The sequence below is a fragment of the Anaerobacillus sp. 1_MG-2023 genome, assembly GCF_030547345.1.
GTDB classification, from domain to species: domain Bacteria; phylum Bacillota; class Bacilli; order Bacillales; family Guptibacillaceae; genus Guptibacillus; species Guptibacillus hwajinpoensis_B.
Genome location: NZ_JAUORD010000010.1, coordinates 58,765 through 83,834 on the forward strand (window position 1 = coordinate 58,765; position 25,070 = coordinate 83,834).

Consider the following 25,070-nt stretch of genomic DNA (forward strand, 5'->3'; position numbering starts at 1 on the left):
AGAAAAACACCTCTCTTAATTAGTTTAGTTAGCCAATACAGTCATGAAATCGCGAATGATCAATCGGTGGCATGACAGTTACAATCAAAAATCCGTTAGACCCCTCTTCAGAAAGAATAACGACCACTGGGTTATGACTCCTATCTTGACCTTCGACGGTATAAGTAAGAGCTGTTCTTCCTAATGCATGATTGAAACCTGTCTGTACTTTCGTAATACTTCCTGTCATGATGCCACATACCAAGTCCCCTTTTGTATAACCTCTTTTAAAGAGCCTTTCTTTCGTATGTGTTCCTAACCGAATGTACCCATGCCCACTCATTAAAACCTTCTTAATCATTTTTAGTTTCTTCTTCATTTGTTCTTGATTCAATTCGCACACCTCCTCATTTTTGACACACAAAAAAAGCGGTCTTGGAGGTAGTTTGTTACGTGCGCACACTAATAGATATAGTGTGGAACACTACTACCGATCCAAGGACCGCTTATTGATTCATTCATTCCCGCTAACCCAAAGAGGGTTGCCATAAAAGTCAAAGTGAAATCTGAATGATTAAACTATATCCTATGGAATCGAAAGAATCAAGAACGTTACGAATTGAGAAACCATTTGAGCCTTTTGAGAATGGGAACTTTCTGATTAAACGTATACTCTTCCCCCAAGATATGCTCAGTAATAGTAGTAAGTGGCTTCTCTAATAAGCGGTAAGAGTCGCTTTGGTCAATAAGCGGTTTTTTCTCATGGTAATTGCGATAAATAGCTTCTGATAGGTCTGGAATAACTGTTAGAAGTGGGAGCTCCAGCTTTTCTGCTATTTTTTTTGGTTTACTGAAAGAGTACTCTTTTATGAAAATAAGATTTACTGGAATGTTGTAATCTTTTATGACTGATTGAATATAATTTTTCCAAGCTAGTACTTGTTGATAGGAACCGTCGATTAAAATAAACAGTTCGTCTAGATGTTCAAGTGTATCTAATGTATGCTGCGCCATTTTTCCTGTGGGTAAATCTACAAATACTACATCGTAGTATTTAACGCTACGAAGATAATGCTTAATATGCTCTTTGCTCCATTCATGCTTATCAATATCTTTATCCCCAATCGGTAACCAATGAACATTATTATATGTCCATTCTACTTTATGAGGTTCAGCCTTCTCATCTTGCAAGGCGGATAAAAAAGAAGTCCACCCTTCTGGTACGTTACAATACTGGCTTAACAACGTTTTAAATAGTTGGTTATTTGTAAGTCCTTCTACAGCTGCAGTAGGAACCTTGAGCTTACCGAAATGCAAAGCTATCGTGAAAATAAGTGTAGTGACACCGATTCGATGAAGAGGTGACCATATTCCGATCGTTTTATTCCTATCCCAATTGGCATGAGAAAAAGCTTCTTTTCGAATTTTTACCGCTCTCTCAGAAAAAGGATCGTGCTCATAGTGAACGTCAGAATGGGGAGATGAATGATGTTCTTCGATCATATCTATATCATCAAATTCTTCATCCACTGTATCTGGAAGTTCACTTTCGATTCGTTCCTTTATTCCATTTTCTAAAGCGGGATACGGATCTTTTACTGAAACTGGTTTAAACTCATTCGCATCTTCCTCTACTGAAGAAGCTAATTCTTGTTCCGACTTACTTTTCTCTCCTTCAACTTTCTGATCCTTTTTGGATGGTTCCTCATCGTTTGGAACCGCATCTTTTTTTCTTGGGGCTGGAGCGGATGATTTCTTTTCTCCTTTTTTAAGTATTTCGTTGTTTGTAGTATGTGTAAATGCAATAGAATCGTTATATGCTTCTCCTTGATAGATCCACTGATAAGCTGATTTAACATCGGGGAAGATATATAGCTTTTCATTAACAATTTGAGGTATATAATCTGAGTGCCAGTAGCAAATCTGTTTACCTACTAACTTATCAAAATCCATCGAAGAAGGATCCGTTAAATATTTAGGGGATATTACTAGTAATTGATATTCACCGTATAGAACCTTTTGAAAGTCTTCCTTAGAGACTTCAATGATTTTAACGTCCTTTGATCTATTATAGATGGCTTTACCAAGTAGATTTATCTCCGTTTTATTTGAAGCTGCTAAATAAATCTCGTTCATCAACCGCCCTCTCCTGTCTCAAATATTTATTGATTTTTTGTCTTAGATTTAGTGTGAAGGGATACTTATAGTTTTCGATTTGTCCTAAGTAACTGGAGGAAACCCCTATATCTTTAGAAAATTGATATTGACTTTTACCCAAGCGTTTTCTTAAGATTATTAGTCGTTCTACATCGCTTTCTACTATTTTAATTTCCTCAAATTTATCAATCATTATTTTCAAACCCTTTCTGTAAATAAAAAAGACCGCAAAATATCCACGTGTCACACGAGTGGTATTTAGCGGTCGTCGCTCAAAATATTTAATGTTTATAAAGCATTATAACATAACCAATATCTTGTTAGGTTTTATAAATTACCTTTCAATAATAATTTGAAATGTAATAGAGTACAATCGAAACTCTTAAACAGATGGTATTGGACTGTAACAGCATTAGCTTTCTATAATATCCTGGTTTTCATAAACCGTATTTTTCAACATCTCGTATTTTATTTCATCAATTAGCTCGATTATTTTATCAATTGTCGGCTCAATTTGGTTAAATCTCTTGAGGAGTCTATCACCGTTCAAATGACTGTACTCGGAATCTTTTTTATCATTCATTTCAAATAGTACTTCATTCATTGTAGAGTCAGTTTCCCCATTGTCTTTTTCATAAAAGCGAGTGAATACACTGTCATCCCAAGAAGATAAAAACTCCGCAAATCCATCTAAGTCAGAAATAAAATTTGTTAAATAGTCTTGAAGTTCATTTTTTAATATTTCTGCTTTTGTTTTATCAAAAACCGTTTCGTATTCATGATTTATCTCATCAATAATATAAAAAAATTCTTCATCAAGAGCTTTGAATCGTTTCCACTCTTCTTCTGGAAAATGCGCCTGATCAATTTGTAGAGTTTCTATTTCAGGGACATAGGGAGGGTCGCCAGCCCATGTAAAGATATTTTCCCGTAATTCTTCCAACAACCCTTTCATAAGTATTTGAATCTCTTCCATCGTAACTATATAGTCGGATGTAGCATATCTAATAGAGCTAGATTTTATAGTTTCAAAAATATTCTGGTTGATTCTAGAAACATCAACAGTACTTTCCACTATGATACCAAGTTCAATCTTATCAGAACTAGCGTCTGAGAAATTTTGTGAACCAATATATGCCTTGTTATTAGTCATTACTAGTTTTGCATGGTTAGAAAAATTAAAGAAAATATTTAAATCATTAAATTTTTTTCTTTCTAAAGTTTTCAAATACCAGCTAATTTGTTGAGGTGCATCAGAACTTCCAAAAGATTTTTTTGGAATATTTAATACTATGGTCACGGGAACATTAATTGGTATGTCCTTAATATGGCTCAATAATTCTGACACTCCATAAGTTGTTATGTTGTAAGTTACAATATTGATATAATCTGCATTTTCGAAATCCTCTATTATTGTTTTAAAGCCATAATTTCCTTTTGTTAAAACTATATTTGATGCAATTCCGTTTAAGGTTTTATGAAATCCTTCTGGCATTAATATCCCCCATTTTTTGGTGTTTTAAATGACTAATTATAATTAGTATAACGTTTACAATTAATAAATGACCGTTTAAAAGTAAAATTCTTCAACATGGTTTACTCTGATTTTAATTGATTAATTAACATTGAGAATATTATAAACATCATATATACTTACAATATATTCATTTACATTTTAGTTTTTGAGCAACTCTTTTAGAGTTAGCGGGATTATAACCAAACAATTAGAGGCCTTTGAGGCATTATGGTACTTTTTTACGCGATATCTGCGTAGGAGGGTTTAATCATGATACTTCAAAGGCCTTTTTGCGTTTCAAAGACTTTGATGGATGGATATAAAAAAACTTTAAGAAGGGTGTTTTCTAAATGGGTGGAAATTGTATGGATGCAAACGTGATCAAAGAAAGGTTAGCTGCTCCTTTTCCTGCTGAGGACATTGAATGGCGTGTCTCTAGGACTTTTATGCAACAGAGTGGTCCTAAAGCGATCGTAGTAGCCTATTTGCAAAATAGAGCTATTATGAAGCGCCTAGATGATGTTGTTGGACCAGAAAATTGGGAGAATGAATTTAAGCCACTTCATAATGGAGTACTTTGTGGCATACGAATTCACTTTTCAGATACAAAATCTCGTATCAAATGGGATGGTGCTGATATCACCAATATCGAACCAACAAAGGGCGGTGTTTCTAGTGCAATGAAACGAGCGGCAGTTGAATGGGGAATTGGCCGGTATATTTACGGACTTTCTGAAGTGTTTGTTGAAATCAAAAAAGACAAGCCTTCTTCAGATGCGATTCATGTTTATCAAAAGGCGAAGGGAAATACACCTGAAATTAAAGGTTATTTCGCTCCTCCCCGTCTTCCAAAATGGGCATTACCTGAAGTAGACGTTAAGGGACAAAATGATAAGCAATCAGCATCAAACCGAACTACGAATGTACCTGAGAACAGGAATAACCAAGAGGTAAGCAATAATCAAATGAGACAGTTAATCAATCACCTCAATCAGATGGAGCCTCAACTTGACTTGAACAGTCAGCCTGATTTTATGGTGCGGATCTTCAATAAGGCTAATCCTAATCATCAAATAAGATTACCTCAAGAGATTCGAAAGGCTGCCTTTAGTGAAATGAAAAACTATTATGATGCTTTGAGACCGGTTTATGATTTGATTCAAATTGGTGTCGAACACCATTGTGATAAAGATACAGTCCTTAACTATGTCAATCAATTAGGACACAGAGATCATTATAGCGGCATCTTCCACCTTTTCTTTAATATTAGTAAAAACGATGTGGGGACCGTATTAAACAAAATAAAAGCAGATTACCAATCTGGACAGACTGCTTAACTTGAGATAAAGCACAAAAGAGCGATTAAATCATGCTCTCTTTGTGCTTTTTTATTTTAACTAAACCTTTAGGAGGAATTAAAAATGAAATTTGAAATTAACCGTGATCTGATTGTAGAAGGACTTAATAAGGTGTGTAAAGTTGTCTCAGCTAAAGCTTCTCTCCCTATTTTACAAGGGGTTCTATTCGAAGTAGATGTTGATGAAATCCGTTTAACTGGTTCTGATGCGGATGAAACGATTGTTCACTCCATTCCTGTGGATGGCCAATCTGTTTCAGTAATTGATACTGGTAAAACGGTAATCCCTAGACAACTTTTAGATATTCTAAAACGGTCTCGAAAACAGATTACTTTCTCATTAGATGGTTTCCAAACAACGATTACATCAGGTAAAAGCGAATTTGAGCTTAATTGTCTTGATCCTGAAGAGTATCCAAAGTTTCCAGAGATGGATGAAGAACAACCTCATCTTGTCTTATCGGGTGAACGATTTTCAAGTTTTGTAAAAAAGACCGCTTTTGCGACTAGTAAAGTCGAAACTAGACCTGTTCTTACTGGTGTCTCAATCAATATTAAATCTGATTGTATCGAGTTAGTCAGTACGGACAGCCATAGGTTAGGAAAACTGTCTTATCAGAGAGACAGCAAAGAGGAATTCAATATAGTTGTTCCGGCTAAAGCGCTAGAAAATTGCATTAAAATTTTCGATTCTAAACTGGATGTAGAGCTTATTGCTGATGAACAAATGATTTTACTTAAGAATGGAGAGACCAAGTTTCTTTCGCGCTTACTTGATGGGAATTATCCAGATACCAGTAGATTGATTCCCGATGGTTATAAAGCGGATATGAGAATCGCTAGAAAAGAGTTTTTAGACTCAATTGAGCATGTGAAAGAAATTGCGAATGTGGCTGATAACGGTAAAGGTGGGGTTGTTAAGCTTCACGTTAACGGTGTAGCCGCTCTTTCTTCACATCAAGCTCAAACAGGTAAGGGTCGTGTAGAAACGGTTTATAACCAGCTTGAAGGTGAGGATGAGTTCACGATTAACTTCTCAGCAAAGTTTCTAATTGAAGCGTTGCGAGCTTTTGATTGTGATGAAGTCTCTTTCCTCTTTCAAGGAGATATGAAGCCGTTTCTGTTGAAACCAACCGAAAAAACAGATGTAGATGAAGTTCAACTCATTCTGCCAGTAAGAACTTATTAATCACGAGGGGATACTCCCCTCTTTTCTTTAAGGGAGAGGTAAACTATGAAATTTAATACGGATAAGTTTCTGGAAGAATTAAAAAAAGCCGATTTAACCGAGCAATTTAGGTCGAAACGGAAGCCAGGAACTGCTGTAGTTATAAAAGAGATTTGGAACCATGCTAGGGTTTCAAGTGTTGATTTTGATTCTTTCACATACGAGGACGTAATTTCAGCCTTGGATGAAATGGCAAACATAGAAGGCTATTCTGACGATGATGGTGGTGAAGTCTTCGTTTGCGATCCAGGGAATGGCTTTATGGTTTATAACGATATCGAAACCCTCATATTCAACCTACACAATGTTACAGGACGGTTGTATACGCAGGAAGACGATGAGATTTTTATTTAATAATAAGGAGCGGTTAATAATGAGTTTTTTAGAGATGCGAATGGAAGAACATTATTCCTATTTGAAATCAATTTCTAATCTGGCAATGTTGAAGATATTTCATGATGCTGGTGTAGATGTGAAAAAGGACAATAAATTTTTTATGACTGACATTCAATTTGAGTATTATACAGACTTCGATATTTTTCACACTTGTAGTGTGCAACTTTTTGAAGAAGTGAAATCATTTGGTTACAAGGAGGAATCATCTGCAGTTTATGAGTCAGATAACAAAAGTGTAGATGAGAAATATCCAGAACTAATTAACGAACATGAACCCGAGCATACTTTTCTATTACATCATTCTGTCTTAAAAGAGGTGTTAGAAAGTAAGTATCGTGGAGAAATGAAAGATTTCTTCGAGAGCCAATCCCTTTCAGACTTGGAAGCATCATTCGAGTTTCTCCCGGATAATACAGGGATTTATGTTGCTATTTACTTTCCAGGTGATCTACATGAGATGGCTTTTGTGGTAGTAACATGCTTATTAAAAGCTAAGGAGATAAAGAAAAAATTGGAGGACGAAAATGGAATTTCTAATAAAGATATCCGATCAGTTGCGTAGTATCCAAGAGCATGTACAAGTGGTTCAGCAGCATGAAAATGGAGCTGAAATTGACTCTTATTCTTTGAGGTTTAGTGATTTCATCGCAGCACTTACTTCATCCATGGAATCTGGAGTATCATATGAATCTCCTTTGTTGCCCAAAAACTGTTTTAAGTACATCACTAGAAATCATAGTCGCTATGAAGTCTTTATTGATGTTTCTAAGCAAAAATGGCAGATAGAGTTTCAGGGTAAAAGAGTAATGGTAGGATTACCGCGAATGATATTTAATTATCGGATTGAATCGGAACGGATCGTAAACGTAAAAGTGATATGTGTAAAGGGTACTGAAAGCGTTCAAAGTGAAACTGAAGTATTCTACTTCCCTTTACCTAACGTTTATCATTCTTCTGGAGAAATCTGCATGGGTACAAATGTATTTCCTAAAGTGGAGTGTCTAACTCACCTAGAAACAATGCATTTTCTGTTTTTATTTGCTGAATTTGGCACTGATTACGGGACTATGACACTAACGGGAAAGAGTATGAAAGAACTGATAAAAGATATGGAAGATAAGGATTTTGATGATGACTGGTTAGTTCCAAGTAAAGCATCATTTAATGACTTCTTTCACATTGGATACGACAAATAAAAAAATTGATTCCTTAGGAGGAACCTATAATGGCTAATAACAATAAATCTGTAGATCAAACTAACATCTTCTCTATGTTCGATATTCACGACGAGTATGCAGAGCAGAAGAAACGAGAAGAAGAAGAGCGTAAGAAGAAAGCGGAAGAAGCGCAAAAGCAACTTGCTGAGGCGAGAAAAGCAACAACTACTAACAGCTCCTCGTCTTCTAAGACTTCGAAGAAAGAAGAATTTAACTTGAACCTAGAAACTCAAGTATTCTTCTATACTCAACAGTCTCCAATCACTGATTATTTTTCAGTAGAAGAAATTACTAATGGGCTTGAGAGAAAAGACACTGATACTGGTGAAATCTCTTACAAAAAGATCGATGAAGCTGAAGTGAAAAAGCGGTTGAAGAAGAGCTATCCTGTAATGGATGCTGGAGCAATGGTAGTATTTTTAGAAAAAAAGAATATGCTGAGTATAATTTTACAAGGAAAGAAGAAGGGAAATTGTTTAGAGGAGCCCGAAAATACGGGGTCCTCTTCTCCTTTTATGAGAATTCCCTTTCCTATTTTGCAGGAATTCATCGCTATTTCAAAGAAGTTATCTGATGACTTGGGTATCGAGGTTCATGGTGATGTATACTTTCATCCCAATGACGGATCGTTTTCATTGGATATTCCTAAGCAACTTGCTAATCCTGTTTGGGTAGTTGTCACAGAGCAACCAGAGATATCCGCTTTGAAAGCAATAGAAAATCATTGGGTGAAAGTGATGGAGATCCACTCACATCACACAATGCAACCTTTCCCTTCTCAACAGGATAACGAAAGTGAGCGAGGTCCCCTTCTTTATGCTATCGTAGGGAATATACAAAAGTTCTTCCCTGATATAACGGTTAGAACATTCGATATGACAAATCAAAAACACATTGTCTTGAATGCCTGGAAGATCTTCGAGAATCCTTTTACTGTTTCTCGAATAAATAGTGATTTATCTGTTGTGGAGGTGGTTAAATGAGCCACACAATAGATTTACTTAATCATGGCATCCGTACTTATAGCTCCCTCTACCCAGTGATTGTACAAGTGGGAGCGGGAGGCACAGGAGGAGCTCTTGTACAGCAGATAGCACAATTACTATCTTCAACAAATGTAACCGGAAGTTACTTGATTGCTGATCCGGATGTTGTAGAAGAGAAAAATTTGAATAACCAATTATTTTTAGCAAGGGACGTAGGTAAATGCAAAGCCAGTGTTTTAGCTAATAGATATCGTGCAGCTTACAACCTACAAATTGCTAGTTATACAAAGGGATATATAGAAGATAAAGACACGTTATTAAGCCTGTTTACTACTGATTATCACAATTTGGGCGGGGGTTATTCGAATAGATTAATCCTTCCCATCCTTATAGGAGCAGTTGATAATAACTATACACGTCAAATTATGAATCAATTGTTTGGTGAAGTTAATAGAATGATATTAATTGATGCGGGAAATGGAAGTTCCTCTGTACCTAAGGATTTCCCGCGACGTCCAATGTCCGAATGGACAATGGAAGAAAAGAATATTTACAACGCCACAGGATGGGATGGCCAGGTAGTTTGTGGAGTGAAGTTAGAAGAAAAAACCTTATTGCCACCTGTTGGAGAAGTATTCCCTGAGATGATGGAAGACAAGGACGAAATTGCACCTTCTGAAGTGGCTTGTAGTAATATCGCTTCTCACGACCGTCAAAGGATCATGACAAATCGAATGGCTACTTTAACATTAGGCTGCTATTTATCAGAGATTTTAGAGAACCAAACCGTATCAAAGCATATTACTTTTTTCAATGCAAAAGAAGGAAGTATGCAAAGTGTCCAATATAAAGAGAATTAAGAAAAGGATCGAGCTATTGTCTCGATCCTTTTTTCTTTGCAAATTTATAGTCGATATTATGGTCTGAAAATATAGAATTCCTCAATCCTTGCAAAATTCAATTGTATATTTTCTCTTGGTACCTTACTTCTTTCCATGAAAAGTGCCAAAATACTTTCAAGTAGCATTGTGTATTCTGTTTCGTTCAGCTCTACACTTAGGTATACATCAATCCAGTAAGTTGAATCTTCAACTCTCTCACCACTAAATATTCGAGTTATATTTATTTCGCCATTCTTAGTGTTTTGCTTATTTAAGGCATTCCACCAATTTAAGTCCCACTTTTCTACTTCATCTGTTATCAATGAAAGAGATAAATAAGTTTGTGGAGACACGAAAGAAAGATCATTGTATGGCGCTAAAAGCCCCTGGTTAGTCTCTTCTATCGACTCAATGCTTCTAAGGTCTCTTTCATCTAACAAGGCTTGTCTTGCACCTAGACACGCGATATCAAACGATGCTTGCTTTATGTGTGTTCGTACATATTCAAATGTCCTAATCGCCCACCCTGTAAATTGCTTAGTTTCTGCAGTGATGATAATTTCCTCATAATCACCGGAACTAATTTGGCGAATCAATTCTGGGATTTGTTCTGTAATAAGCCCTTCATTCTGTTCTAACCATTCATTTGATATGTAACTACTATCATATTCTAGATACTCCCGAATCATAAAGTATCCACTAAAAAATTGACTTTTAGCTACCTTGAAGAAGCGGTCTTTAAACTCTTCTCTGTATGTTTCTTTTATATATTGGTCAAATTTCTTCCGATAAAACTCAAACATGATCATAAACTGCACATTGAATTCGCGGTCATTTTGAAAAAGTGCTTTCAACTTATTTTCTGTATAGGTTAAGATATCTTGATGATTAATTTGTTGTGTTGCCATTAGAATCTTCCTCCCCTTTTTCCATTACTTCCACAGCTTCATAAGGCGGTGACGGACTATCGTCAACAAATTTCCAGTTCCCATCTTCTTGCTTTACTGTAGTAATGTAATAGTCGTCTCCTTTGTTGGTAGCAACTTTTCTGTAAAAGTATCCTTCACTAAAACCAACTGATATTTGTACTTCTGATAGTTCATATGACTTGGGCTGTTGTTTACTGTTTTTATAAATATCCTGTACATTTTCAAAACTGGTTATGGCATCTTTTCTATCGATTTTTAACCCTTCTTGAATGGATTCACTCCCATACTGTTTTAAGAAATCATAGAAGGCTGAGGGAGATATTTCTGATGCTTGGAAATTATAAAGCATGTTTCCCGCAAAGATTGCAAAAGCAGTACTATCTTCATAATGTTTTTTTAATTCGATTCCATCTTCATTTATTAATTGATTAACTTTTTCAAAGTCGTTTTCCTCAAAAACCTCTTTAATTGGTCGTTCCATGTCTTCATAGACCTTTTCAAGATCCTCTTGAGTATTCTTCTCTTCGTCTAATTTATTTTCGACTGAATTTTTTGATTGTGCTTTTACCTGTTCAGCCTCGTCAACTAACTTATTGCTACAACCTATAGTCATGGTCAAAACAAGTAGTAGAATAGGCACTTTAATTTTCAACATAGAATTCCTCACTTTTTCTTGTACTAATTTCTACTAATTTACTCTTCTCTGCCTTAGTTAAATAGCTTAATAGTTGTGTACTGTCAAAGGTGTCCAGGTTTTTATAAGTTTCTAAAAAGAGATTTGGGACTTCTGGAATCTTAATGCAATTCTTTCCTGAAACAACAGTGAGATTAAGTTTACGCTCAATGCAATATGAAAGAGTTCTTATAAATTCATTTGGAATTGTTGAGGGTACTGTAATACCTTCAATTTTGCGTTCTCCAAAAACATTTACCGCTATAACAACAGATCTAAAAGAAAGATATTTAAATGCTAACTCTTTTTTAAATACTTTTTGACCACTTTCATACCAAGATTGAACTAGAGAAATATTGTCAGTTATATCTATTTTAAATTGCCCTCTTCTTGCTTCAAATCTGATTGAATCTTTGTAAGAGTTATCTTTAAGCAAATTGTATAGATAAAAGGATTTTTCCTTGGCAAAGGGAATCACTAATTCATCTTTAGCGTTGTAATTATCAAGATATCCCTCGCCTATTAATGCTGCTGTAATCAAATCTTCCTTTGCTAACTCATTTACAAGCATTTGCTTTCCTCCTCTCAAAAAACAAAAAAACCTCTCAATAAACACAGACCAATGGCCGTGATATATTTGAGAGGTTTTCCCATTTGATTATATTATTCTTTTATTTTACTACTCTTTTAATAGTAACTTCAAGCCAATAATGGGATTACTGGTAACGATCAAGGCTTATTTTTACTAATTGAGCTGCACTTGCTGGTTTAATACCAAGTATTGTTGAGATGTTTTCAATCGTATGTCTCTGTACTTTATACAAATAATAAGCATAAGCATGTCTAATCATATTTAGATTTAATTTAGTAGGTAAACCGTAGTCTTTAGATATGGCATTAATGTGAGTATACAAAGACATTACTTCTATGGGTACTAGACTAGAATCATGTTTTTTTGTAATAAATACATATGGTGTTCCGTTAAACTGTGATTCAAAATAATAGCTCATAAATGTTTCAGCCGCATCATGTGTTAAATTAATCTCATGCTTTTTTAATTTAATAGTTACACTATCTCCCATATCTATTACATTCTCTTTAATAAATTGGAATTCAGAATGTCGTAATCCTTTAAGTGTTAAAACATATATCGCTTTTCGAAGTGAACTATAAGTTGGATTAGATAAAATATCTGGAAGTATATCTAGTAACTGTTGATAGGTTATTTCTGTCTTTTTAGTATCTTCTAGTACGTATCGTTTTATCTTAACAGTTGGATCAGCAGCAATTTTATCTTTTTGCCACAAGTAATCAAAAAAGCTCTTCAAGATAGACAAGTACTTATTACATGTCATTTTGCTATGGCCATCGCTCAAACATGAATCAATAAACGTTTTAATATCTTTAGGTGTTATCTCAAAGACTTCTTTACTTTTCTCATATTTCATATCTATATAACTAAAGAAAGCTCTTACCGTTTTAACGTAGCTTGTTATAGTTTCAGTGCTATATCCTTCTCTTTCCATGTAGGAAGTATATCCGTATGGCATGACTATCACTCCATTATAAAGAATGTATTACCACACTATTCATATAGATGTTATAGTTAGTGATTTTCGACTTTCAGTATTATGTTTAATTAAAAAAATACAAAAATTAAGAGGAAACAAGACATTTATGGTCTTGTTTTGTTGTTTTATATTATATTGTTTTAATATATTTAAATGATTTGTTTGTTTTCGGATCTATTAAACTACTGTCAGCCTTACGTTTATAGTAGTTTGCTATAACAAAAACAGGGTTAAATATAACAAAAACAGGGTTAAATATTACCTATACAGGGTTAAGTATAACAAAATCAGGGTCTTAGTTATTACAAAAACAGGGTTAAGTATAACAAAATCAGGGTCAACATTACATAAACAGGGTTAGTATAACAAAAACAGGGTCAAGTAAATTTTATTAGTTTCAGACGAAGTCTTCTTTTTAAATATAACAAAAACAGGGTTGAATAATTGTTTTTTAGGTAGAATCTGGTTAAATATTGTTACTAAGTATAACAAAAACAGGGTTAAAAGATTCCAGAAGTTGTATAGTAGAGTTTTTTTAAGTGAAATATAACAAAAACAGGGTCATCACTTATTTTTTAGCGTACAAAACCAATTAACTATAACAAAAACAGGGCGAACTTAATAAAATACAAGATAATGAGACATAAAAATTATGTTGTCTAGCTCTGAAATATAACAAAAACAGGGTCAATACTCATAAGATATAGTCAAAAATAATGATTTAAGTCCCGAACTATAACAAAAACAGGGTTAATTATTCTCGTTTTCCAATAAAAATAGTGAAATATAACAAAAACAGGGCTCTAGACAGTAATCTTTCAATCGTTAACTTTTAACTATAACAAAAACAGGGTCTTGTAATAGTTAAGTCTGCCCTTCATAATAAAATTAAGATAGGAAAAGCTTGGTAGGTGAATTATGTGTCAGTAGATCAGAAACATCTAATAACGAAGTCTAATGCATTAGTTGAAGCTAACTATAAATTGGGTGTCTTAGAGCAGAAGATTATACTTATGCTTGCAAGCAAGTTACAACCTAGTGATACAGAATTTAAGACTTACAGTCTCAGTGTAAATGAATTTGCGAAACTATTAGGTATATCAAGTAAATCCAAGTACGAAGAAATCAGAAAAATCACTTATGCTTTAGTAAAAAAAGGTTTTGAGGTCCGAGTAGATAATCGGGTTCACCAGGTAAGCTGGCTCTCTTCTGTTACTTATAACGAAAATGAAGGAACAGTAGATTTAAGATTCGATCCCTTCCTTAAACCATATCTATTAGAACTAAAAAGTCATTTCACAAGTTACCGACTTGAAAACGTCATTAAGTTAAAAAGCTCCTACTCTATTCGGCTGTATGAATTATTGAAACAATATGAGCGTGTTAAAGAACGGACATTTGAACTATCACGACTCAGGGAAATGCTGGGCATTGAAGATATGTATCCAGTGTACGGAAACTTTAAGCAAAGAGTTCTTCTCCGCGCCCAAGAAGAACTTAAGGATAAGACTGATATTTCTTTCAAATTAGAAGAGATAAAAAAAGGAAGAAAAGTAGTGAAATTGAAGTTTATCATCCTTCAGAATAAAACAGTACCCAAAGGAAACCATCAGTTATCTATGTTTGATGAGTCATCGGGGCAAATTATTCAGAAATTATTGTTAGATAACCAAATTGACGTTTCTAACGATGTGTTGGAACGGTGGTTATCTTCACATGGTAAGGAAGCAGTAATTGAAGTTATCAAATATTCAATTGAACGGGATCATGTTAAAAATAAGGGGGGATATATTAATTCCGTTTTAGAAAAAGGGTACAATCATCCTGAAAAAGAATCAGAAGAAGATAACCAAGAGGAAGAACAAGTTGACCTGGAATTGCAAGAAACCAAGGTGGTTGCACAAGTGAAAAATAAGTTTAAATTAAAAGGTTATCGCAATGAATTACTTAATAAAAGTCATGGAATTATATTATCCGAGATTATTAAAGAAATCGAGATGAAATTTAACCTTGATTATCATGGGGCATTTAAAATTTATAAGAAATATGAAAAAGAATTAGATCCAAATAACTTTAGAAAAAAACCATTAACTACATATTAATAAGAAAAGGCACTCTCAAATGAGAGTGCCTTTTCTTATTAATATCATTTAAAACAATAGATCAATTCAACTTTTCAAGAATAGTAATAACTATTGCACTTGTTAGGGTAACTAAAGCTAGGCCCAATATTGCTGTATCCAATTTTTCTTTCGTTTTATCTTTTAATAAAGCTAGCATTTAAACACCTCACCTTACTATTTATTAATAGTATTATGTTAACTTGTCATCAATATCCTCATTGGAATTAATCAAAAATTTAGATAGCTGGTCAATCGATATTTCGTTACTAGGATCATTTAGATATTTCACTTTTGTTTCTACCTTGGAAATTTTCAATACTTGGTTTTCAATTTCCTCTTCTTTTTTATTTTTTTCTTCGTCTAATTCTTTCAATTTTGCTTTTAGTTCTTTAGTTTCCTCTTCTAACTCTGTTGTAGCTGCTACTTCTTTTTCTGCATTAATAGAAGCTTCCCTTAGAACTTGATCAATGTCCACCTCATCCTCTTCACTTTGAGGCTTAAAAATGCTCCAGAAGCCCTTCTTTGTATCTTTGTTCCCTGCTCTCGTATTTCTGAGTGAATAATCTAAGACTTTATAGTATTTATTAGTAGCATGTTCTTTTTCTTTCGTTAGCTTTACAATCTCAATTTTATTGTTTATAGAATCTATTTCTCTGTTCAAGTTTGTTAATTCAACCTTCAAGTCGGTAAGGCTTGTCCTCTCTTGGAGCTCTACTTGTCTCATGTTTTGAATAAGCATCATCTTTTTTAATTCATTAAGTTGGGCATTATTATTCTCTTGAGATGGTTCCAAAGCGCTATCAGTCGTACGTCGTTTGGGTTTAATACTGCTACCAGTGGATGATAATGCTGAAATTCCTAGTGCATATCCAATGTCTACCGTTGTTTTGTTAGCTTTCTCTACTAAAAGTAAAATCATGTGTAAACGGAAGACACTTTGGTAGTTTAATCTATAATATTTACCGGATCTCTCTGGTGCTACATAATCCTCGAGTTCTGTTCTAAAGTAATTTCTTAAAGTACTGTCTTTTCTTCCAATTATTTTCCCAGCTTCCACCGTACTGTATGTAGTTTCAGGATGCATTTCTAGAATATTCGCAGTGAAGACATCATCCAAATCAATTTTATTAATCTGTATTTCTCTGAATATGGGATCATCGTTGAAATTTTCTTCCAATAGCTCTTTCATATTGTATTCCATCGAGGCACCTCCTCCGCTATAGCGCAATCTCGTATTAAGTTATCTTTATTTTATCTGCAAACCAGCAATATATCAAGGATTGCTTATGCGCTATGAAACCACAAACGATTCACAGCTCACTAGTTACGTGTAGTTTGTTGAATGTAACGCAAGCGTTCCACAACGCTATACAAAATTCGATTTCGCTAGTTTTAACTCAAGTGAGGTTGATAGCTTAGGAAACGATAGGAAACGACATAGCTGCACATCGTTTGTGTGATTGTAGCGCAACTATAGTTGTTTAGGGTAGTTGATTTTACCGTAGCGCACATTGTTCCCGAGGGGTTTTCTGTAGCGCTACCGTTGCATTGCGCTGCATAGCGCTAGATTATTCCTGATTTGCAGATTAAACTTTTCATATTGAATGATCCGATAAAAATTTACACATCAAAGGTTAAAACGGAAATGAAAAGCGATTTTCTGATAGATTAAAAATCAAAATTAATAAAAAGAGAATATGACTGTGAATTGGTGGTCTTATCACCAGTCGATACCTATAGTAACTGGGTGTTAGTATTCGCTTGAGTTTCATCGCGCTACAACTCAATCAACGAAGTTGTAACTCTCAAGTAGTAAATAGTTAAACTTTACGAGTTTTCTTGTATATAAAAATATCAATACATTTATATATATTAAATTATTTGTATTGATATTTATATGTATAATAATCAATACAAATATAAGTATACTTGCCTTAAAGTTGGTAAAGCATGGACATTGAAGAATTTATATCATATAATCAATACAAATGTACTGATAAAAGAAAGGGTGCTGAATAATGAAGATGAATTTTAAAGTAGCAAATGATAATGGAAATAGTGAACAAGCGTTAATTGTTAACGGTGACCTCTACAGACAACCTAATACATATGCATTACCAAACAAACCATCTTTCGAAGATAATACTGAACCTCATAAACTAGTAGATGGCCTTTTAGAAGAGCTTCAAGTAGACATTCAATCTGATAGCATGAACTTTGGAGGTCTTTACTTTATTGGACGAAAGGCGATTAAAAGCAAACATGTTTCCCATACTATGAGTGTTGAGAGTGAAACGAAATATGAGCACGATTTGCCAATGATAACCACGCTAGGTAATTTGTCTGCAGTGGCTGTCCAACAAGCGTTTAAAAATAAGAAGGAAATACCAAAAGAGATTAACCTTACAGTTGATATGGCCACAGCGCTTCCAGTTAACCAATGGACTAGAGAGAATGCCAATAAATTCGCTAAGAAATTTACAGAAGGTTTTCATACTGTCATCGTTTATATTGGACACCAAAAAGTTAAGGTATCTTTAAACTTCGAATACGTTAAGGTTATTCCAGAAGGAACACCAGTGTTATTTACTCTTATTGAGGATCAAGAGGGTAACTACCGTTCTGATGATTTGTTTGAAGAGTTTAATTGGGAATATAAAAAGGAAGTCGATGGAGAGTATTTCCAAGGGAAACGAATTAAACATGTCGATATTGGCGATGGAACAACGGATACACCTCTTACAGTAGGTTGGGAGTATGATAGAGATTTCGTAAATGGTATTTCAACTGGCATTGGTCATTCGATAAACAAAGCAATTGAGCTATTTAAAGAAGAGGTATCAAGCATCAATGTATCAAGACAGCAATTTATCGATTATATAAAAGATACCGGACACAAGTATCACGACGATACAGTAAGGTTGTTAAAACAATCAATGAGGTCTGAAGTACAAACTATCTTTTCACATATTCAAGATGAAGTAAAAAGAGCTTCCAATGAGGTTGATGTAATATGTGTTTACGGGGGAGGATCTATCATGATGAAAGATCACCTTTATCCAATGCTAAAAAAGCTATGTGACCGCTCTGAGTTACAAGCTGAGCTGTTATGGGTACCAGAAAAGTACGCTCCATTAATGAATGTGAATGGATTGAACATCTTCTTAAAGACAGTATTACCGGAATTAAAGAAGAAAGAGTTAGCTTAAATAAAAAAATTGGCGGGCATAACACTTTGTTATGTCTGTCTTTCTCTAGAATGGTGGTGAATGTAATTGCGTAAAAAACCAAAAGTGCGTGGGGAAAGCTGTATGTTACGGACAAAGCAAAATGAACCCCAGTACATTATGGATTGGATAAATAGCCAGTCAAATTTCAGTAAATCTATTCGTCATCTCATAGAAAAGGATGTTGCAGAGAATGGGATACGCGATTTAAAAGAAGAAATGATGTACAAACAGATCCATCCTGGAACACCACAAGGCACACCAGCTCCAGTGGCCAGTAAAGAACATGAAGTCGATAGACCTGTGGAACATTCAGCTTTAAAACCAAGCGAAGGTAATAAGCCTATATCCTCAAGTGAAAAAGAAGAAGGAACTCCAGAGGTTCACCTGGAGAAGAATTATGAAGTGCAAAATGTTTCTGAATCTGTAATCAATCCTGTAACTGAGGAACTGGCTGAAGGTCGCGAAGAAATACAAGTTAAAAGCGATTCCGTAGAGAATGATAATCCAGATAAGAAGAAAGGAAAGAAGGTTCAACGGAATATAGATGTATCAAGTTGGTAAATAAAGTTTAATCTTTTTAGCAACTCTATTTAAAAAAAGGCGGTTGCCAGCCGTCTTTTTTGCGTTTTCATACTTTTGTGATTGATGATAGAAATAATTACATCTAAGAAGGAGATGTTTGTTTAGGAGATTAAAACTGAGATAAATCATGGAGATTGATACTAATAATGACATTTCAAAAGATGTATTCACTGAGCTATTTAAGATCAGGATAAGGATAAGGCTGCTGTATATATTCTTGGTTGGGGTAAAATGGGAAGTAATTATTCTGTTAGGTGTTCTTCCAAAAGTATAATAATGTTAATAGGTGTTATTTTGGGAATAAGAACCGCTAGAAGTAGACAGTTATGCTTATGTTCCCATTGTGTATGACATGTGTACGAAATACCACTTGGACGATTCAAGCGGTCAAAGAGCGTGGATTGCTCGTAAATCAAATTTGTTAAAAGGTAAGTTGATGGTACTTCCTGTTCGTGCGTCGTAACGAACCATCGTGTAAATGTCAGCATCCAACATGAAAAGAAAGTAGTAATCAACAATCGCTTCATTTGTATTCCAACTCTTATAGTAATCATGAGAGATTTTCAACACTGGTTCAGATAGCCTATCGGGGTTATCGCTTTGCAAAAATGACTGTACTTCCCAGGCAATACTTTCACTAATATTTGTTTCGATCCAAGCGTAGTCTACTTCACTTGCAGTGTATTTCTTGTCTAATTCCATTTTCATTCCTCCATTTACGCCTAATTGTTTTCAACCAGTGCTGCATAATTCATCGCTTTTTATGTGATTACCAATTGGTTTTCATCTTCTTCTAACGATATCCAGATGTATCTATACATGATTTTTTTAGATAGTTACTGTCCCTGCGGTAAATATTGAGTTTAATATGCCCGGACCATTGATCTTACTGTAAAGTCTTTTGCTTTAACTTTTTTATTATGACCTCTGCATTTTTCTTCTCAATTGTTTTCTCTTCTAATTGCCTAGTCAATTCTGAAACAGTTCCTTCTAATTTTTTCATCTTCATTTCTAAAAACTCTATTTCTTCTTGATGATTAGACGTTAACATTTCAATGATAGAGTCATGCTCTCTAGCGCTTGATAAGAACAATTCAGCGATTCGTTTTAAATACGATGAAAGCACATCACCTTTACTAATGCTGTTAACAATTAATCGTTCTTTCTCTCTCTCTAAATGATCGTTGTAAAGCAAAGAAATCATTTCTCCCTTTTCTTGTATTCGGTTATCAGAAATATATTGCTGAGTTAATCCTTCAATTGCTGCTTTCACATAAGGATCTACCTTTTGAGCGTATTGTTCCTTCCCCATACAAATACTCCTTTCAATATTTGAGTTAACTGGATAACTGGTTATCTGTTAACCATTGTTCCCAACAAAAGAAAACCTATACTTTAAAGACAAAAAAACATATGTAATTTTGTATAAATGTTTATAAGTACATTTTTTTGTATATTTGTAATGATTTTTGATCTCGATGCAGCTTTGATATTAATAAAGTAATTAACGCTATAAATCGTTTATAGGTTATAGCGCAATCATGGACAATCAAAAGCGCTCCTTTTTGTTTGATTGAAATTGAATATAATCTGTTTTATCCCAGGGTCGTTTGGTCGTTCGGTCGCTAGGGGTGTGTTTCAGAGGTGGGGAGGGGCGGTTGTTTTGGTTATTCTTAAAAGATAATTTAATCGATCCATCCATAGGGTCAAAACCACAAGCTCAAATCCATAAGGCACCCTATGGATTTGGGTCTGTATTTGCTTCCATAGGGTGACAGGCTATCATCAGTAGGGTTTTAGCCCAAAGATAACCCAGACTTAACTATCTGTAGCAACCTGTTATTACCCTAAATTCCTATTGATTTTCAATAGAAATTGCAAATTGGTTTTTGCCCTCGAAATACCGATTTTTCTATTTCATTCTTTCCATATATAAGCCCTTAATGTATGATAACTTTAGACATGAAATTGGAGATACTGTATATAACGCTCATATTCGTTGGAGTTAAACTTTAGTTCATTCATTTTCAGTATTTTGCAGTTAACTAATATCCAAAGGGATGCACCCTAAACTTTCATAACTGATCAAACAGATCAGTTGTGAAGTTAGGTGCATCCTTTTTTAGTTTAGGAGGTTTTGTTTTGAAGCATATTAACGACTTAGAGAAAAAGAAATTTATTAAGGGAATGAACCGAAAGGGGGTCGAGTTAACTCAAGTTGAACTAAAAATGCTGTCCTTTTTATTCGAACAAAACATGCTAAGAGGAGAGGACCTTTATGCATTCGTTACAAATCATTTAAGTATTACTAAGAAATCTTTTGGAAACAAAATGGCTAGATGGAGAAACTATGAGGTCGTTCATGGCCAGAAGGTTAGAGTGGGGCAAGATGGTTTTGCATTCTATATATACCAACTAGGAAAATGGGGAGCTGAAATTTTAGTTAACGAAGGGATGATTCCTGAAAGTGCACTTCCTATAAAAATTCAAAACGGTTATGAAAGAAAACAACTTTCACATTTGTTTGGGACAAAACAGTTAGTGTTGGATGCTGTACTACATTGTGAGGAAGATAAGATTGAATCGTATAATCCTTACGATAAGACATATCATGAACTGGTTAATAAAGTAGAACCGAAGTTCATTGTACCTGACTGGGTTTTACGTTCGGAAGACAGATATGTCTATATAGAAGTCGATAGCGGAAGTGAAAGGCTCCAGGTAATTGAGAACAAAGTGAAAAAATACATTGAATTAAGTTTGAAATATCCTGAGAGGAATCACATTGTATTGTTTTCTGTAATCGAGGAGAAGGATGTGTTTTTCTCACCATCTGAAGAGCAGAAACAGCGTCAGGTAAGGATTGATAACATGAAGCAAAAACTATATCAATTACGCAACCTTTTGCAAAACAACCTTAGCGTGTATGTTTTACATTCTTCTAGAGCAAGTGAAGTAATACCTCAACTGCTTACAGGTGACAAGCCATTACCGGTGTCTTATGTGGATATGGAACTTGATACAACCTGGAGTATTCTCCATGAACATAACGATTATTTTGCATTTGAATTAAATCCTATTGACGACAAGGAAGTTTATTTACATGACGTAGATCATTCTTTATACGCAGACCGAGTTTATGAAGTTGTTCACCCACTGGGTAATTTTAAAGAAATAGTACTGTTCATTATTTTAGATGAGGGAAATGCGCAAGTTTACGAAAGACTTCAATACCTCTCTACCGCTATAGATAAAAACTATTTTAAGCAGAAAGTCCATAAGATAATGGGGATCTATCCAGATAAAGAGCAGCGTTCAAATGATGTAATTGGTATGCTCACTGATAATGTCCTTTATATAGATAACCAATCACTAATGGAAGGATCAGACCAGGTTCCTGTTTTTTATAGACATAAGACGAAACTACTTGTGGAGGAGACAACCTATGAAGGTTAAAAAAGAGGCTGCAATAGATTCTCAAAAGGAACAAAATTTTCTTGAGTCGTTAATCGAGAAATTAAAAGATAAAATTCCAGAGGACATGCGCGATAACTTAATTAGAAAAGCACCATTCTCCATTACTACAGCCTTAATTGTCTTAATGGTCCTACTAGCACTAAGGACTTTAATTAATTACGCATTCCTAATGATCGGTCAGTTTAGAGAGACAATTCCCGTCATTCCTTTCATAGGTGACCCTACAAAACCAACTCTCGTAGGCTTAATTCTCTTTACACTAATTTCTATTTCGGCTTGGTTAATTTCAACCAAACTTGAAAACTATAAAACCATTGCTTGGCGATATACGATCTTTTTCTCTATGTTGCTAGGTATTACTACATACTACACTTGGTACGTAACCGCTCCTGTATATAACCATATTGCACCATACTTGCTTGAACAGGAATCAAAACTCGATGTAGTAAACGTATGGCATGGTATATTAACCGGAAATGTAGACAACCTGATCATTCTTTTAGTATTCGTACCATCCATCATTGTTACTATGTTAATGCTTTGGGCAACTGGACAGTATTCGATGCATAATGAAGACTTGAAAACGAGATTTGAAGAGTTTGAATTTAAATCAAGAAAGCTACAAAAATTTTTCAAACAGGTGGAAGAAGAGAAGTTTCCAGATGTTGTTCTAGGTCCAGATAGTGATACAAATGAATCGATCATTCAACTAGGTAAAGATAGAACATTGAACAATTGCATTATCGGTAGTATCGGTACAGGTAAAACAGCTGCTCTAGTTCTCCCAATTTTGAACCAGGACTTACACTGGATGACAAAGTTTATTAACGCGTATCCATCTCTTTATGAGAGAGAAGATTATCATACCGAAGATGTGAAAGGGAGTTACCTTAACGGTATTTCTGTTATCGAACCATCGAATGATTTGTGTCAAAAACTCTTCCAGCTAGTTAAAGCTCACCATATACCAGAAGAAGCCGTTTTTTATATTGACCCAACTGATCCAAATACGCCATCTATAAATCCAATGCAAGGTCCAGTTGAGCAGGTAGCGGAAGCATTTGCTATGGTAATCGCGGGTCTAGCTGAAGGGGGAGACGGCGGGAATTTCTTCTTCCAACAATCAGAACGAAATCACCTAAAACATTATATCTATCTATTGAAATTGCATGAACCTACGAAAGAAGTAACGTTCGATATGCTGCTTGATATGTATAACAACTCTCAACTCGTAAGAAAAATGCATGAGACTCTAAAAGCAACTTTTCCAGAGAACATTGATTCTATTGAAGGAAGAGATGAACGGAACCACTGGAAAATCGTTCAACAAATTGATGAGTGGTTTGATGCTAATCTATTACCTATGACTGAGCGTAATGGAGCACCTGTAAAAGTAACGCATGGAATTCATAGAGGGGAGGATGCTTACTACGATGCAAAATCAGAGTATGTACAAGGGCTCCGTAACATCCTAAATGACATTGGATCCAATTTACTTATTCGGAGAGTACTGTTTGGGAAGTCGGATTTTAATTTTGATAAACACCTTGAATTTGGAGGAGTATTACTCGTCAATACAGCAAAAGGGGAGTTAGCTGGACTATCCAACGTTCTGGGTAAATTGGTATTACTTAGTCTGCAAAATGCCGTTTTCCGTCGAGAGCCTGCAACTTCAAACTTCCACCACATTCTAGTCGATGAATTTCCTGATTATATCTATCAGCCCTTTAAAGAATTTCCCGCTCAAAGCCGAAAATACAAAACCATTGTTACTGTGGTTGCTCAAACCATCGCACAGTTAGCTGATAAATACGGAGAAAGCTATATGCACACTCTATTAGGTACCCTTCGGCACAAAATGGTTTATGGGGATATTCCAGACTATGATGCAGAAATCTTCTCAAAGATATTTGGTGAAGAGGAGCGATTTGAAGAGTCAATGAGTGAACAAGCCGTATCTGCTTTACAGGAGCAACCCGTTACTCGAGCGGGAAGTTCTTATACTAAAACAGTGGAAGCTATCATGTCGCCGTCAGATATTATGTATCAGAAAGAATTTCAATGCGCCATTAAGATTGTTCAAAATAACCGACCTATACCGGTACGACAAATCGATGCTAACTTTGTTCCAAGAGAGGAATTTAAGGCATCACTTTTTGAAGTTGTTGAAGAAGCTGGAGACAGATGGATGTTAGAACGGAATCGTTTTTTAAACAATACAATGGAATTAATGGAAGAGGGCATAGAAAAGGTAGAGGAAATTGAACCTGAAAACATATCTCTTCAAAAAGAGGAAAAAGACACATTTGCTTCGATCGTACCTTCAACTGAACAACCGATGGAGTTGAAATACCGCTCTTCAAGTACAAAATATAATTCAGCTTTAGAACAACAATCAGAAAGAGTAAGTAACGTGGACTTTCAGAAAGATAATGAAGTGGAAGGAACGGAAGTAAGTAAAGGAAGCTCATCTGTTGGATCAGAGAATTTAGTAGTTCCTGCTTCTAGAGAAGAAGATATCGACACTTCCGAAATTGGTGATGGTGAATATGACCCTTTAAGTGATATATTTGGGACTGATGAAGGTAAAGAAATTAATAACGAACTCAATAAGGAAAAAGAACTTCAGGTTAGTCAATTATCAGAAGAACATGAAGAACTCCTAAAAGAGATGGAGCAAGAACTATCCAATACCAATAAAGAAGATAAACTGGATAATAATGGTGTTGAATCACTAATGGGGACTTTTACGCCTGAAGGAAAGTAAC

23 protein-coding genes are annotated in these 25,070 nt (G+C 34.9%); 12 read left to right on the forward strand and 11 right to left on the reverse strand.

Going from position 1 to position 25,070, the window contains the following annotated elements:
- Positions 1-28: 28 nt before the first annotated feature.
- The 4 genes from Q4550_RS16025 to Q4550_RS16040 all read right to left on the reverse strand — a co-directional run bounded on the left by Q4550_RS16025 (position 29) and on the right by Q4550_RS16040 (position 3,631).
- Entirely contained in the window at positions 29-373 is a 345-nt protein-coding gene (locus Q4550_RS16025; protein WP_303534488.1) for a DUF4258 domain-containing protein, read from the reverse strand.
- A gap of 218 nt (positions 374-591) precedes the next feature.
- The gene (locus Q4550_RS16030; protein WP_303534489.1) at positions 592-2,115 is read right to left on the reverse strand and encodes a P-loop NTPase family protein; all 1,524 of its coding nucleotides are present in this window, start codon (positions 2,113-2,115) and stop codon (positions 592-594) included.
- The gene (locus tag Q4550_RS16035) at positions 2,084-2,329 is read right to left on the reverse strand and encodes a helix-turn-helix transcriptional regulator (protein ID WP_303534491.1); all 246 of its coding nucleotides are present in this window, start codon (positions 2,327-2,329) and stop codon (positions 2,084-2,086) included. Before Q4550_RS16035 ends, Q4550_RS16030 begins: the two co-directional genes overlap by 32 nt.
- A 219-nt stretch (positions 2,330-2,548) precedes the next feature.
- Entirely contained in the window at positions 2,549-3,631 is a 1,083-nt protein-coding gene (locus Q4550_RS16040) for a phospholipase D-like domain-containing protein (RefSeq protein ID WP_303534493.1), read from the reverse strand.
- A 386-nt stretch (positions 3,632-4,017) separates the two neighbouring features.
- Between Q4550_RS16040 and Q4550_RS16045 the strand changes: the two genes are divergently transcribed.
- From Q4550_RS16045 to Q4550_RS16075, 7 genes are all read left to right on the forward strand, one after another.
- Positions 4,018-4,989, forward strand: a complete 972-nt coding sequence (locus Q4550_RS16045) for a Rad52/Rad22 family DNA repair protein (protein ID WP_303534494.1) — start codon at positions 4,018-4,020, stop codon at positions 4,987-4,989.
- Positions 4,990-5,073: 84 nt separating this feature from the next.
- Positions 5,074-6,198, forward strand: a complete 1,125-nt coding sequence (dnaN, locus tag Q4550_RS16050; protein WP_303534496.1) for a DNA polymerase III subunit beta — start codon at positions 5,074-5,076, stop codon at positions 6,196-6,198.
- A gap of 45 nt (positions 6,199-6,243) precedes the next feature.
- Entirely contained in the window at positions 6,244-6,591 is a 348-nt protein-coding gene (locus Q4550_RS16055; protein ID WP_303534498.1) for a hypothetical protein, read from the forward strand.
- Between the two features lie 19 nt (positions 6,592-6,610).
- The gene (locus tag Q4550_RS16060; protein WP_303534500.1) at positions 6,611-7,195 is read left to right on the forward strand and encodes a hypothetical protein; all 585 of its coding nucleotides are present in this window, start codon (positions 6,611-6,613) and stop codon (positions 7,193-7,195) included.
- On the forward strand, positions 7,158-7,829 hold the full coding sequence (locus Q4550_RS16065) for a hypothetical protein (protein WP_303534502.1): 672 nt from the start codon (positions 7,158-7,160) through the stop codon (positions 7,827-7,829). Before Q4550_RS16060 ends, Q4550_RS16065 begins: the two co-directional genes overlap by 38 nt.
- 29 nt (positions 7,830-7,858) lie before the next feature.
- On the forward strand, positions 7,859-8,833 hold the full coding sequence (locus Q4550_RS16070; RefSeq protein ID WP_303534504.1) for a Mov34/MPN/PAD-1 family protein: 975 nt from the start codon (positions 7,859-7,861) through the stop codon (positions 8,831-8,833).
- Complete coding sequence (locus tag Q4550_RS16075) at positions 8,830-9,696, forward strand: ThiF family adenylyltransferase (RefSeq protein WP_303534507.1); 867 nt, start codon at positions 8,830-8,832, stop codon at positions 9,694-9,696. The genes Q4550_RS16070 and Q4550_RS16075 overlap by 4 nt, the downstream gene beginning before the upstream one ends.
- Positions 9,697-9,752: 56 nt before the next feature.
- On the opposite strand, the gene Q4550_RS16080 is transcribed toward Q4550_RS16075, so the two are convergent.
- The 4 genes from Q4550_RS16080 to Q4550_RS16095 all read right to left on the reverse strand — a co-directional run bounded on the left by Q4550_RS16080 (position 9,753) and on the right by Q4550_RS16095 (position 12,869).
- Complete coding sequence (locus tag Q4550_RS16080; RefSeq protein ID WP_303534510.1) at positions 9,753-10,625, reverse strand: hypothetical protein; 873 nt, start codon at positions 10,623-10,625, stop codon at positions 9,753-9,755.
- Entirely contained in the window at positions 10,606-11,301 is a 696-nt protein-coding gene (locus tag Q4550_RS16085; RefSeq protein ID WP_303534512.1) for a hypothetical protein, read from the reverse strand. The genes Q4550_RS16080 and Q4550_RS16085 overlap by 20 nt, the downstream gene beginning before the upstream one ends.
- A complete protein-coding gene (locus Q4550_RS16090; protein WP_303534513.1) occupies positions 11,288-11,890 on the reverse strand; it encodes a hypothetical protein in 603 nt (200 codons plus the stop codon). Before Q4550_RS16090 ends, Q4550_RS16085 begins: the two co-directional genes overlap by 14 nt.
- Before the next feature lie 145 nt (positions 11,891-12,035).
- Positions 12,036-12,869 carry a tyrosine-type recombinase/integrase gene (locus Q4550_RS16095; protein WP_303534515.1) on the reverse strand — a complete coding sequence of 278 codons (834 nt, stop codon included), beginning with the start codon at positions 12,867-12,869 and terminating at the stop codon, positions 12,036-12,038.
- A gap of 941 nt (positions 12,870-13,810) precedes the next feature.
- On the opposite strand from Q4550_RS16095, the gene Q4550_RS16100 reads away from it, so the two are divergent.
- Entirely contained in the window at positions 13,811-14,992 is a 1,182-nt protein-coding gene (locus Q4550_RS16100; RefSeq protein WP_303534517.1) for a replication initiation protein, read from the forward strand.
- 211 nt (positions 14,993-15,203) lie between these two features.
- Here the strand turns inward: Q4550_RS16100 and Q4550_RS16105 are convergent, their stop codons facing one another.
- The gene (locus tag Q4550_RS16105; RefSeq protein WP_303534519.1) at positions 15,204-16,214 is read right to left on the reverse strand and encodes a hypothetical protein; all 1,011 of its coding nucleotides are present in this window, start codon (positions 16,212-16,214) and stop codon (positions 15,204-15,206) included.
- A gap of 817 nt (positions 16,215-17,031) precedes the next feature.
- Between Q4550_RS16105 and Q4550_RS16110 the strand changes: the two genes are divergently transcribed.
- Both Q4550_RS16110 and Q4550_RS16115 read left to right on the forward strand, forming a co-directional pair.
- The gene (locus Q4550_RS16110) at positions 17,032-18,222 is read left to right on the forward strand and encodes a ParM/StbA family protein (RefSeq protein WP_303534521.1); all 1,191 of its coding nucleotides are present in this window, start codon (positions 17,032-17,034) and stop codon (positions 18,220-18,222) included.
- A 66-nt stretch (positions 18,223-18,288) separates the two neighbouring features.
- Positions 18,289-18,804 carry a hypothetical protein gene (locus Q4550_RS16115; protein WP_303534523.1) on the forward strand — a complete coding sequence of 172 codons (516 nt, stop codon included), beginning with the start codon at positions 18,289-18,291 and terminating at the stop codon, positions 18,802-18,804.
- Positions 18,805-19,212: 408 nt separating this feature from the next.
- On the opposite strand, the gene Q4550_RS16120 is transcribed toward Q4550_RS16115, so the two are convergent.
- Both Q4550_RS16120 and Q4550_RS16125 read right to left on the reverse strand, forming a co-directional pair.
- Positions 19,213-19,527 carry a hypothetical protein gene (locus Q4550_RS16120; protein WP_303534525.1) on the reverse strand — a complete coding sequence of 105 codons (315 nt, stop codon included), beginning with the start codon at positions 19,525-19,527 and terminating at the stop codon, positions 19,213-19,215.
- 184 nt (positions 19,528-19,711) lie between these two features.
- Entirely contained in the window at positions 19,712-20,137 is a 426-nt protein-coding gene (locus Q4550_RS16125) for a hypothetical protein (RefSeq protein WP_194219851.1), read from the reverse strand.
- Between the two features lie 830 nt (positions 20,138-20,967).
- On the opposite strand from Q4550_RS16125, the gene Q4550_RS16130 reads away from it, so the two are divergent.
- Both Q4550_RS16130 and Q4550_RS16135 read left to right on the forward strand, forming a co-directional pair.
- The gene (locus tag Q4550_RS16130; RefSeq protein WP_303534527.1) at positions 20,968-22,281 is read left to right on the forward strand and encodes a replication-relaxation family protein; all 1,314 of its coding nucleotides are present in this window, start codon (positions 20,968-20,970) and stop codon (positions 22,279-22,281) included.
- Positions 22,271-25,069, forward strand: a complete 2,799-nt coding sequence (locus Q4550_RS16135; RefSeq protein WP_303534529.1) for a type IV secretory system conjugative DNA transfer family protein — start codon at positions 22,271-22,273, stop codon at positions 25,067-25,069. The genes Q4550_RS16130 and Q4550_RS16135 overlap by 11 nt, the downstream gene beginning before the upstream one ends.
- The last annotated feature ends 1 nt before the right edge of the window (position 25,070 follow it).